Source organism: Geobacter sp. DSM 9736 (assembly GCF_900187405.1).
GTDB lineage: Bacteria > Desulfobacterota > Desulfuromonadia > Geobacterales > Geobacteraceae > DSM-9736.
On the sequence record NZ_LT896716.1, the window covers coordinates 1827750 to 1840495 of the forward strand.

The 12746-nt window shown below is 51.9% G+C and carries 8 protein-coding genes; 6 read left to right on the plus strand and 2 right to left on the minus strand.

Going from position 1 to position 12746, the window contains the following annotated elements; genetic code table 11:
* The first annotated feature begins 81 nt into the window (after positions 1-81).
* The 4 genes from CFB04_RS08270 (at position 82) to CFB04_RS08285 (ending at position 5203) form a co-directional block, all read left to right on the plus strand.
* The gene (locus CFB04_RS08270; RefSeq protein WP_088534836.1) at positions 82-444 is read left to right on the plus strand and encodes a DUF1428 domain-containing protein; all 363 of its coding nucleotides are present in this window, start codon (positions 82-84) and stop codon (positions 442-444) included.
* 484 nt (positions 445-928) lie between these two features.
* Positions 929-2401, plus strand: coding sequence for a hypothetical protein (locus CFB04_RS08275; protein WP_088534837.1), 1473 nt, complete (start codon positions 929-931; stop codon positions 2399-2401).
* A gap of 295 nt (positions 2402-2696) precedes the next feature.
* A complete protein-coding gene (locus CFB04_RS08280) occupies positions 2697-3947 on the plus strand; it encodes a Fic family protein (protein WP_231934453.1) in 1251 nt (416 codons plus the stop codon).
* 734 nt (positions 3948-4681) lie between these two features.
* A complete protein-coding gene (locus CFB04_RS08285) occupies positions 4682-5203 on the plus strand; it encodes a hypothetical protein (protein WP_088534838.1) in 522 nt (173 codons plus the stop codon).
* 95 nt (positions 5204-5298) lie between these two features.
* Here the strand turns inward: CFB04_RS08285 and ltrA are convergent, their stop codons facing one another.
* On the minus strand, positions 5299-6639 hold the full coding sequence (gene ltrA, locus CFB04_RS08290; RefSeq protein ID WP_172825463.1) for a group II intron reverse transcriptase/maturase: 1341 nt from the start codon (positions 6637-6639) through the stop codon (positions 5299-5301).
* Positions 6640-7275: 636 nt separating this feature from the next.
* Here ltrA and CFB04_RS08295 point away from each other — a divergent pair.
* Together CFB04_RS08295 and CFB04_RS08300 are read left to right on the plus strand one after the other, a co-directional pair.
* Complete coding sequence (locus CFB04_RS08295; protein WP_088534839.1) at positions 7276-8583, plus strand: diguanylate cyclase; 1308 nt, start codon at positions 7276-7278, stop codon at positions 8581-8583.
* A gap of 942 nt (positions 8584-9525) precedes the next feature.
* The gene (locus tag CFB04_RS08300) at positions 9526-10266 is read left to right on the plus strand and encodes a DUF3108 domain-containing protein (protein ID WP_088534840.1); all 741 of its coding nucleotides are present in this window, start codon (positions 9526-9528) and stop codon (positions 10264-10266) included.
* A gap of 11 nt (positions 10267-10277) precedes the next feature.
* Here the strand turns inward: CFB04_RS08300 and CFB04_RS08305 are convergent, their stop codons facing one another.
* The gene (locus CFB04_RS08305; RefSeq protein WP_088534841.1) at positions 10278-12137 is read right to left on the minus strand and encodes a PAS domain-containing protein; all 1860 of its coding nucleotides are present in this window, start codon (positions 12135-12137) and stop codon (positions 10278-10280) included.
* Positions 12138-12746: the final 609 nt, after the last annotated feature.

The window sequence follows — 12746 nt, forward strand, 5'->3', positions numbered from 1 at the left end:
AGCTAAAATATATATGAATAATGCTGGCGGTAGAGGCTGACGCAATGTTCAGCCGCTGCTTCAGCGGACAGGAGGATAGTCATGGAAAGATACATTGACGGCTTCTTGATCCCTTTGGCTAAGGAGAGGTTGGAAGAATACAGAGCAATGGCAGAAAAAGCCGGTAAGGTGTGGATGGAGCATGGCGCACTGGAGTACATCGAGTGCATCGGCGACGATCTGGATCAGAAGGAAATGGTGTCGTTCAGGCAATCGGCCGGGGCCTCTGACGGAGAAACCGTGGTGTTCTCCTGGATCGTTTATGAGTCGCGGGAGCACAGGGATAAGGTGAACGCGGCAGTAATGAACGACCCGAGGATAAAAGAAATGATGGAGTCAGGCGCCAGTCCCTTCGACTGCAAGCGCATGGCATACGGAGGCTTCAAGACACTCGTCAAGCTGTGAAGTAGAAGGACCCACGAAGAGTAGTTCCGGGGACACCATACCTATTTAGCTATATCAGGTATGGTGTCCATCTCCGGGATCATCCCCAGCGCCCCCCCCTGAGCCCCACGCGGTCGGTCGATCTGACCGTACCTGCTAAAGTTCGTTATCCTCCCTGCGTTTACAATGGCCCCTGGAGCTGCCGGCGCCCGATGAAGTATACCCTCTGCGTTTATGCTCGTCAGTAAAGCTGCTCATGATCCCTATGTCCTACCACGTGGTGATGCGGGAAAAATGAAGTGCATGACCTAACCTCTTAGACCGGCTCGACAGCTCAACGACTTGATCCGGTCGAACCCCGAACATGAAACGACCGTATCATATGAGCAGAAGGTTATTGCTTTTTCTTATTTAAAATCAGCTTAAATTTACTTGACAACCGATCATTAGAGGATGCATAAGGTTTGGCATGTTTTATAATCCATCGAAGTGATTGGGGGGACTTATGGGCAAGAAGAGGAGCTTTGCGATTGCGACACCTTTATTACTGCTGTCGCTTCCCGTTTCAATACATGCAGCCGAGCTGGTGATAGGGGACACGGTAACTACAGGCGGAAACTGGTCGACAACAGGAAACGTAACCGCATTATCGTTCACCGGGAATGGTTCCGGACTGAGTAACGTTTCCGCAGCAAGTCTTTCCTGCGTGAACTGCATCGGACCCGGGCAATTAAGCTTCAACCCCGGCACAATCATGGGAATCGTCACAGGCACTGGATTGACCGGGGGAGGCAACAATGGCGAAGTAACGCTTTCTGTCGCACCCGGAGGAATCGGAACCGACCAGATCAACCCTGCCCAGGTCCAGACGAGGGTTTCAGGAACGTGTACGTCGGATCAATATATCCAGGCAATCAACCAGAACGGCAGCGTGACCTGCGGCAGCGGACTATCGGGAGGGATCAGCCTGGTGAACTCCGGTGCAGGTTTGACAGGAGGCCCGATAACTTCCAGCGGAACTCTGAGCGTAGACTTCGGAGGTTCCGGTTCAGCAACTACCGTCTCGAGAAGCGATCACAACCATGACAGCATTTACCAGAAAAAATATGCAAGGGTACTCGCCGTTGAAGGGGATCACTCCAGCCTGGTTTCCGCGATGAATTCAATTACCGACGCTTCGGACACGAAGCGTTACCTGATCAAAATCATGCCGGGAACATACGACCTGTCCTATGCTGCCGGCAGTACTCTTGAGGTCAAGCGGTATGTGGACATAGAAGGTTCCGGAGAAGGCAACACCAGGGTTATCAGCACCAATCCTCTGTATGGGGTGTTTATTGCCTACGGCGATCAGGAGATAAGGTCTCTGTCCATAGAATCTAGAAACAACTACAATCAGTGGGGACCATCCCAGGGAGACGGGATCTACGCCCTGGGACCAAATGTGGAAGTCAGCAATGTGAAGATTACCCTTACCACTGATGCCTTCAACGGTTATCATTCCGGGATATCCGGCGCAACCACCTTGAACAATGTCTCTATCAATGCGACTTCGACAAATTACTCCCAAGTCAACGGCATTAGGATCAGACACAGTGGAATTGAAGCGAATAACACCGTCATCAACGCCTCTTCCTCCGGGACAGGCGAGGCTTACGGGCTGTACCTGGAGGGTGGATCGGGCAGATTTGCGAATCTCACCGTAAATGCAAGTGCAGCCCAGTATGCGGTATTGGCAACCGGAGGAGCCATGATCGACATACTCTCCTCTTCCGTGACGGGAAACGTTGAAAGCAGCACATCGGGGGGGACCTTGCGGATAGAATCGTCGTCAGTAACCGGAAACACATCGGCACCCGGAGGTGCCATTAAGTTGGGCAATTCCAGAGTGTCGGGAATAACGGCCTCGGGCGGACGCATCAAAGCCGTCAACTGCTACAATGGAAGTTTCGACCCCATTGCAAATGGTTCGTACTGATTCTCCTTTGTAAATGAGGGATAAGCGGGATCGGCAGATGGAGGAATAGTCGGGAAGCAGAGAGGACGCAACGGGTGGAGGTTTGAGTCTCGCATACCTGATCCGAAACAATCGCAGCAGAAGCAGGTGGGGAGTTGAAGGAGTTTCAGGGAGTGTCGTTGGAGCCGGGGCGGATCAGGGAATCTGCCCCGGCTTTAATTTATGATGGCATTAATGCTGGAAAACATGGTATATAAATCCAGAACTATTGCGCCTATAAATACAGACAGGGTTGGCGTTTAACACGGAAGAATAGATGGCATTAATGTCGGAAAATGAAGCTAAGGAGCTCGGCCTCTACACCCGGGTCAGTGAGATGGAGCCGATGCTCGTTGAAAATGGGGAGCTGGAAGACTTGGCAGCTTCGATTCTTGAGGGCTCTGCTGCTCTCAGTGCCATCTTGCCGGACCAAACGCGGTCAGGGCTGCAAGAGATGCTACGAATCGTCAACTCCTACTACTCCAACTTGATTGAAGGGAACAGCACCCACCCTATAGATATCGAACGTGCAACAAGGAAGGACTATTCGGGAGACCCTGCCAAGCGCAACCGCCAGATAGAGAGTGTGGCTCATATCGAGTGCCAACGTGCAATCGAATCGCGCCTTGCCGCCGAACCGGAGGTACCGATCACATCACCTGATTGGCTATGCTGGGTACATAAGTGTTTCTATGACCAGTTACCGGACGAATTACGCCAGGTAAAGAACGAAGAGACCAGTGAGACGCTCGAGGTCGTCGGTGGCGAGCCCAGGGAGCGGGATGTTCGCGTGTCTCGTCATGTTGGCCCCGCAAGTGCCTTCATGCCTCGCTTTCTGGACCGATACCATGAAGTTTACGGGCGCCGGATGCACGGGATTTCCCCCATCATTGCTACCGCGGCGGCACACCACAGGCTGATGTGGATCCACCCCTTTCTTGATGGGAATGGCCGTGTCGCCAGGCTTTGTACGGATGCTTCTTTCCGCAAATTGCTCAAGGGGTACGGCGTCTGGAACGTTAGCCGCGGCCTTGCCCGGCGGCGAGATGCCTATTATACGGCTCTCGCCAATGCTGATGCCCCCCGGCAAGGAGATCTTGATGGCCGTGGGAATCTGTCCAAAAAAGGCCTGGAAGACTTCATAAAGTTCTTCCTGGAAATATGCCTGGACCAGATTGAGTACATGCGAAGCGTGCTGCGTATCGACGGACTGCTTGACCGCTTGAACGGCTATGTCACCCTTCGCCAATTAGGAATGGCGCCCTACCCTCCTGATGCGCAGAAGCTCCGCCCACAGGCTGCATATCTGTTACAGGAAGTCCTGATTCGTGGGGAGGTTTCTCGCGGTGACGTAAGCCGGATTACGGGACTCGGTGATCGCCTTGGGCGCAGCCTGGTTTCATCTCTCGTCAAGGAGCGGCTGTTAGTCTCTCCCATGCCGCAAGGGGGGCTCCGCCTCGGATTTCCGTCACACGCTGTCGAGTATTACTTCCCGGGCCTGTTCCCACCAACTGGCGGTGTAGCTTGAAGGTTCATCGACAACCAAATTACAAGAGATGAAACTGCAATTCACAACAATCGCGACGATCGGTTGCGATAAACCCGCGCCCGCCACAGCACTCTCGTACAGGGAGTCAGGCCGGACACCTTCAGCCTGTTGAATATCTACGACAGGATCGCCGAGCTGGAATCTGATCCGTGGGAGGGGTTCGATGAAGCGGGGAGGTCGCAACGGGTTGAGGTTTCAGTCTCGCATGCCTGACCCGAAACAATCGCATCTCAAGCCGATATGGAGTTGAAAAAGTTTCAGGGAGTGTCGTTGGAGCCGGGGCAGATTGAGGAATCTGCCCCGGCTTTTTTTGCTTATTCACAGTGGCTGCTGTTTGCGCCGGTTTATCTTCATTTTTTTAGCTGATCCACTTAGGGCGGAATGGGCAGGATACGGAAAGGATCGGCTTTACATTGGTCGGAAGCGGCGTTATAGTGCGGGCTCATTGGCGGGAGTCAAGGGCGGTAATGTTTTTTTACTTCATTGGCCGGAATCGCGGCAGAGATGGGAATGGGAGCATTGCGCCTACTGTCATATCATAGAATAAGGCTACACCGTCCGACCCAAAAAGCATCTTGTATAGGATGCAAAACAGCGACTGTAGGTACCTTGTTTGAGATGCCAAAAGCATCCTGCACTAGATGCCGCATCTTAAAATGAGATGCTTTCTAACTATTCAATAATGAGTTATACCAATAAAAAAGGAGTCAAAGATGATTTCTGAATTTTCGGCAGCGGTACAAAGCGTAAAAGCACTAAAAGAGGTGCTTACAGCCGCCCACGAGCTTAAAGATTCGACGGCACTTATCGCCGCGGTCAATGAGGTTCATGGCAAGCTCGTCATCGCCTACGAAAATGTCATCAATTCCCAAGAGCAGCGCCTTTCGGCGCAGCAGAAAATATCGGAGCTTGAAAAGGAAATAACAGAAATCATGAACTGGAAACAAGAGACTGAACGTTATGCCCTTGCTGAAATAGGAAAGGGGGTCTTTGCCTTTGTTGTTAAGACAGATCGACAGAATGGAGAACCGTCTCATAAACTTTGCACTGCCTGCTTCGAGAAAAGACAAAAAGGCTATTTGAATCTTTCTTGCAAAGACGGAAGAGGGACTTTTTATAAATGCAATGTCTGCGGAAGTGAAATCTGTTGCTTTGCTCAAGACTACCTCCAAGATTTAGGCCCTTCTGTTCACCGTTATGATTACAATCCGCTCGATCCTGAAGCCGGATATTAAGGGAAAGACGAGGTATAATCGGGTAGCCGGGGGTCTTAGCCCCCCAGCCCCCACACCACCCGGCATGCGGGTCCGCACCGGGCGGTTCGAAGAATCTACCGGGCCGTAACCGGGTAATGAGCCTTCACCCACAGTTCTTTGACAGATACAAGACCTTGATCCTTCAGCCACTGGTTGGTCATACCGTGCTGCGCGGCAAGCCTGCGGGACATGGCCCACGGGCCGCCACGATTCAGCCCTGCTCTTATGGAAGTCCCAAGCTGAACTCCGAGTTTGAGCAGGTTCCGAATCTTGGTGCGGCACCACCGCCACTGTTTCCAGTAGCACAGCCGCACCCTGCGCCGTATCCAGCTGTCTATTTCCGGGATATAGTGGTACGCCTCAGATATACCGAAGTACCCCATCCAGCCGCGGATGTAGGTTGACAGCTTGTTCAGCCGGTACTCCATGGAGACGAACCAGCTTCTTCCGGTGTATTTCCTGACGCGGCGCCGGAACTCCTTGTATACCTTGTCAGACCAGAGGATTTTGGTTCCCTTGAAGACGAAGCCAAGAAAGCTGATGTCGCCGCTTTTGGCGACCTTGCTCTTGTCTTCGTTGACCGTGAGCTTGAGCTGGTGCGTGAGATAGTGCCTCACGCTCTCCATGACCCGTTCGCCTGCGCGCTCGCTCTTCACGAGAATGACGAAGTCGTCGGCGTAGCGGACGAACTTGTGGCCACGTTTCTCAAGCTCCTTGTCCAGGTGGTCGAGGAGGATGTTGGCAAGAAGCGGAGAAAGAGGACCGCCCTGGGGAACTCCCATGCGGGTCTTTTCCAGCCGCCCGTCAACTTCCACCCCGGCTCTGAGATATCTGCCGATCAGGGCGAGAACGCGTTTATCGCGGACCTTCCTCCCCACCATCGTCATGAGGAGGTCGTGATTGACCGTGTCGAAGAACTTGGCAAGGTCGATGTCCACGGCAATGCGGTAGCCCTGCCGGAGATACTCCCGCAGCTGCCGCACGGCATCGTGCGCCGAGCGGCCGGGGCGGAAACCGAAACTTGACCCGGAGAAGTCGGGATCAAAGATCGGTGTGAGCACCTGGGCAATGGATTGCTGGATCAGCCGGTCGAGCACGATGGGGATACCCAGCGGACGGGTGCCGCCCGTCGGTTTCGGTATCTCCACCCGAAGGACCGGCTTAGGGTGGTAACTACCTGCTGCAAGCGATGCACGGATGTCGGCCCAGAAAGGCCGGAAGCGGTCGGGGAAATCTTCGATGGTGGTACCATCGACGCCGGGTGCGCCCTTGTTGGCTCGTACCCGTTTCCACGCCAGTTCCATGTTCTCTGTGGACAGAATCCGCTCCAGTAGGTGCTGCTCCGGAGTTTGCGGTTCAACGACGCGCTCCATCGGCACTCCCCCATTCGGGTTCACTGTGTCGTGAAAGCTCATTGGTGCTACCTCCTCTTCATCGTTCGGCCCTTCAGCGGGGTAAGGCTTCCCGGCTGTCTGTTACGACGCCGGGCTTGTTTCCAGTCATTGCATCGCTTGGCAACGACGTCCTGCGCCTACTATGGCTTCTGCTGACTCCTGCCCCATCACGGCAGCTGTTGCCAGAGGCCGCGCCATTGGGAAACAATGGCATGTGGGACAGGTCTCCCCGGATAAGAACGTGAACTGTCGCTACACAACCGCAGCATTTACCGTTTCTCCTGAATCCGCGGGACTTCGTCATGTTGTGCTGACTTGCCCGGATGACGGCCTTGTATGCTGTTTCTGTTCGTCGGCTCATAGCTTTGCGCTCCGGCTTCCTCCAGACCCCTCCTCGCGGAGACGCCCTTGCCTTCGGCTAGTACTTTGTTACCCCGTCTCACGACGGTGATTGGATTCTACGTACAGGGGACTTGCACCCATAAGTTCACGCCCATGCCGGGCGTACACCACGTCCATAGACGCGGACGCTGACGCGCCGGTCATGGCCGTCCCCGTTGAACAATTGAGTGAAAGCAGATTGTATAAAAATAGAACATATGAGTAATTAAATCTAAAAACTACAATTGCATCAAAATAAACCGTAAAGGAGCAATTATGACTACATCTTACCACAAGGAAATGTCTCTTAAAAATTGGCAGAATATGTTCAAAGACATTTACTATCCTGCACAGAATTATGGGCGTTCTAAATTTGAAATTTTAGCTTATCTATTTAAAACTGTTGGCACATGCTCATACTATCTATTTCGTGTACAGGATTCACAAAAAACTCAGGAATATGTATCTAAAATTTTTTCTTGGTATTGTGCATTAGCAACACGTATGGAAGTTGACTTGGAGGATGCTATCTGGCAGAAGTATCCTCTTGTCTGTCCACGTTGTTTACTTAGAAAGTGTGAATGTTCAAGCAGTCCTGTTCCGGTTGACCCTGTGAAACTTTCAATGATATCACTTGAAAATTCACATAATCGACCAGAAAGCCTAAGAGATTGGCAAACCATGTTCGGCCAACTTTATAGGGGACCAAATGGAGTTGCGAACATACCTCATTCTAGAGAGAGACTAGCATTAATATATACTAGGATTGTTGAGGAGATCGGTGAGGTTTCTGAATCCATGCGACTTGATCCAGTTGTTGATGCTGATGCACGCCTAATATTGAAAAACGAAATTGCGGATTTAGGAGCCTGGATATTTTCTTTGGCTAACAACCTTCATTGCATGGATTCAACAGCAAACGGTGCCAATTTAGCGGATTTATTATGGAGATTATATCCAGGGAAGTGCAATAGATGCAATGAACCCAAATGTGCCTGTATTCGTGGAGCCTATTCTATCGAGTTAGCAGAAAAGGGGGCCATGTCACCATCACATTGGGATGATTTGACAGGACTTGCGAATAAAAAAGCGTTGAAGACCTATGTCAACTATGCTTCCAGGGAATTTGCAAACGGTGACTATTCATGGTCAATTATTTTCCTGGACTTAGATGATTTTGGGGAAATAAACAAGACTCATAGTCACCAAATAGGAGATGAAATATTAAGAGAAGCAGCTAAACGTATGGAGCGAATAGTAGATAAGAGCGGTATAGTATTTCGAAGAGGCGGAGAAGAGTTTGTTATAGTTTTACGGCAGAGAAATGATCAAGCATTAATCACTGCAGAGTTAGTAAGGAGAAAACTTGAATATAAGTCTTTCAAAACAGAATCTGTATCTGATGGTGTTATTATTAATGTCACAGCTTCGTTAGGTGTAGCATCATGTACAACTGATGCTACAGCGCCTGAACACCTTGAAAATATAGCTGAATCAAGATCAAGAGAGGCAAAAAAAGCTGGGAAAAATTGCGTGGTTCCAGCACCATCCCAAGAGAGTTTGAGGCTAGCTCGTTTAGCCTAGGGGGGACATAATATAATTAACCTGTCAAGCAGAAATAGCGTTGTTTGAACAACTTGCGGCTAGTTGGTGATTCAGGCAAGACATAGGGCAAGATATAGGTGACAGGCCGCCACTCACTAAATATTGTCACGTGGAGGTCTGACACCATCGCTTGAATTTGTAACTACCACAACTACCTGCTGCCGGAAAACTGCCGCCGAAAGAAATTGCTCTGCCGACGCGATAAATAAAGAAATTTCAATCGGGTAGCCGGGGGTCTTTAACCCCCCGCCCCCACACCACCCGGCATGCGGGTCCGCACCGGGCGGTTCGTTGAACTTACCGGGCCGTAGCCGGGTAATGGATCTTCACCCACAGTTCTTTGACAGATACGAGACCTCGATCCTGCATGCACTTCTTGGTCAAACCAGTATGAGTGGCAAGCTTTCTGGACATTGCCCACGGACCTTTTCTGCGTAAGCCCGCGCGGATGGCGGTGTAGAGTTCGGTGCCAAGCTTCAGCAACTCCCGAATCTTGGTGCGGCACCCGCCACTGTTTCGCTTGTGCATGTAGGGTCGGACCAAGCTATCTATCCGAAAAAAGGACATCTAAGAGTGACAAAAGCGAACTGGGCCTATAAACAACACTCCTCACATTTTGTTGACTATTGCCCCGTGTAGCAATGGCCCGGGAATCCTCCCTCTACTCTTCCACCCCCCTGAGCAGGTCAGCAAACCTTATCAAAATCCCCCACCTCCTGTCTTGAGTACACTGAGTACTCCCAGACCGCCTCCACCGGTCATTCAATATCCGTGGAGAGCACATCTCAAGTGAAACTAGGCTGCGGCCGAAGTGGCCGGGAAGGGGGAACTGGCAGGACGTGTCCTCGTACAGATCGTAGCTCCTTCCCTTTTTTATCATAGACCACTCGAAAAACTGCGCGACTGGGATAAGCTGGAAGTATGAAAACCCTCATCCTCCTCGCACAGTCTCTCCTCTTTGTTACGATGATGTGCGCTCCCGCATGGGCACTCGAAATCCCGGAACATCTTGTCTTCGATGTCAAATGGAAGGGCATCAAGGCCGGCACCGCTGAGCAGACGGTTACGGTACAAGGCGATCAAATCGCCATCGTCAACACCCTCCGTTCATCCGGGCTGGTTTCCGCCTTCTTTTCCATCGACGACAGGACCGAGTCGGTGATCCACCGAACGGGGCGGCGGAAGGGATTGCCCGTCGTGTACCGGGAGAATATCAAGGAGGGAAAGCGCCGCAAGCAGCGGGAGGCCCGCTTCAATTTCTCGAACCTCACCGTGGACAGCACCAATTTCATCGAGAATACATCGAAAAAAGAAGCCATCGACGCCAGGACCTACGACAGGCTTTCCAGTATCTATTTCATTCGCTCCACCAATCTGGTGCCGGGTCAGTCCATATTCTTCCACATCTATGACTTCAAGCGGGTCTGGAAAGCGGATGTGAGGGTGGTAAAACGGGAGGAGATCCGCACGCCCCTCGGCAAGTTCAAGACCGTCGTGGTGACTTCGCAGCTCGCCCACGATGGGGTACCGGCCAAGGTCGGCAACGGCACGTTCTGGTTGACCGATGACACTCGACGGATTCCGGTCCGGATACGGACCACCATAAGTGCGGGAGAGATCACTCTTAACCTGGTGGGGGGAAGTTATTGGCCCGATAGATAGAGGCATACTGCTCATTTGCCGATGGTGAAATAGAAGGTCGCTCCTTTCCCGGGCTCGCCTTCGGCCCATATCCTTCCGCCGTGCCTGCTTATAATTCTCTCTACAGTTGCCAAACCGATCCCGAGTCCTCCGACACCTCCCTCGAGCCTGTAGAAGGGATCGAAGAGCCTCTCGGCCTCCGACTGATCGAAACCGACCCCGTTATCCCGCACGAAATAAGCTGTCGTTCCGTCCATGTCACTTGTGCCTACCTCGATGACAGCTTCAGCCTCTTTGCCCGTAAATTTCCAGGCGTTCCCGATAATGTTGCCCAGGACTACGCGCATCAGATCGGGGTCTATTTCAGCCTTCATTCCCGGCTGGATGGTGATGCTGACACGTCGGTCAGGTTCGGCGAATGCCAACTCCGCAGCTACCTCTTTTGCCAGAGCCGAGAGGTCGGTCGTCCTGCGATGGATTTGGAAACGGGTCGCATTGGCGAAATTGAGGAGTGCATCGATGATCCTGTTCATATTCAGGGTACTGTCATAAATGCTCTGAAGATAGGTGCTGCATTTCTCCTGGAGCCGGTCACCGCAAGCCTGTTTCATTATTTGAGCGTAGCCGCTGATTACCGCCAACGGCTTGCGCAGGTCGTGAGCCACGCTGTAATTGAACGCCTCCAGCTCCTGGTTGGCCTGCTCCGTCATCTTGCGCTGCGTAACGTCCCGGCTGATCCCGAAAACGCCGATGACTCGGCTTCTGTCGCTGTTAAAGATCGGCCACTTGTTTGTGTTCACCCATCTGACGTTCCCGTCCAGATCCAGATACGGAGCGGTCTTGTCCAGGACTGCCTGCCCCTGCCCGAAAATCACCGTCTCCTCTTCCATGTAGATTTTAGCCAGTTCTGCAGGGAAGACATCCCTGTCATGTTTCCCGATCATGTCACGCCAGTCTTTGTGGCCGGTGAGTTCCGCGAGGCTTTGGCTGCAGAAGCGAAAACGGCTGTTCTGGTCCTTGAGGTATATGAAATCGGTGGTGTTGTTCAGCAAAATGGTGAAGTCCTCATTCAGCTCCTGGAGAGCGGCCTCTGCACGTTTGCGCTGGGTGATGTCCCGGGCGATTCCGATAGTGCCTATGACCTCCCCCTTGTCATTGTATGCCGGGGTCTTTATGGTTTCTATCCATGTCTCTTCCCCGTTCGCGCTGACAAGCGGCTCTTCGACCGTCTTGCGCTTCCGGCTGCGAATGACCTCCTCATCGTCAGCCATGTATCGTGCCGCCAGCTCAGGGGGCCAGGCATCCATGTCTGTTTTTCCGATCAGGTCTTCGACATCCCTGCCGCACGCCTCGGCAAAAGGCTTGTTGACCCAGATGAACTTCTCTTCTCCATCCTTCATCCACGCTATGTCGGGGATGCCGTCCAGTATCCTCCTCAGGTCCGCCTGTGCGTCTGTTTTTTGTCGTATTGTCTGCGTCACGTCCTTGGTGAAGAGGATTATATGGGTGATTTCGTTGTCTGGGCCGAAGACCGGCACATTCACCGGCGTCCAGAATCGCGTCTCGAACATATTCTTTTCAGGGGTTATCGGAAGGTCGTATCTGACCATGCCCACCGAGTCTGCGCGCCTCTCTTGCAGGACTCTGGCCAGTGAAGCCTTGAATTTACGGACACCGGCAGCATTCGGGTCATAGGGATTGTCGGGAAAAACCTCGAACAGGTTTCTTTTCAGACTTTCCGCCGGTGTCATCATCGTAACTTCAAAAAAAGAGGGGTTTGCCCACAGTATGTTGAAATCGGGGTCGAGTATGAGGCAAGGGTCCGGTACGCTCTCGAAGAACATGCGGAAATCGATATCCGGGATGACATCATCTCGTACACGTTCCTTCATTCGGCCTCTCCGTCAGCGAAATTCAAGCCATTAAAAGTATAAAAAATTATATCACCGCTATCGCCGCCTGCTCTGGTTGCTTTAAAACATGGAGATGGGAGGATCTTCTTGAAAAACCAATTGGGTGGTTATGCAGCATCTTGAGCCGATGGGGAGTTGAAGGAGTTTCATGGAGTGTCGTTGGAGCCGGGGCAGATTGAGGAATCTGCTCCGGGTTTTTTCTGCTTATTCACAGTGGCTGCTGTTCTGCGCCTGTTTATCTTCTTTTATTCAGCTGATCCACTGGGGGCGGGATGGCAGGATACGGGAAGGATCGGCTTTACATTGGTAAGCAGCAACGCTATAGTGCGGGCTCATTGGAGGGAGTCAAGGACAGTGGTGGTTTTTACTCCATTGGCCGGAGCCGCTGCGATGAGCTGGGAGGAAGCATTTCATCCGCTATCGGCAGAAGTATCAATTCTGACGGGGAAGGTATCTCGTATAGGATGCAAAACAGCGCTTATCGGTATCCTATTTAAGATGCTAAAAGCATCCTGTAATAGATGCCGCATCTTAATGAGGTGTTTTCTAATTGCTCAATAATGAAAGAATAAAAAACATAAGGAAGAA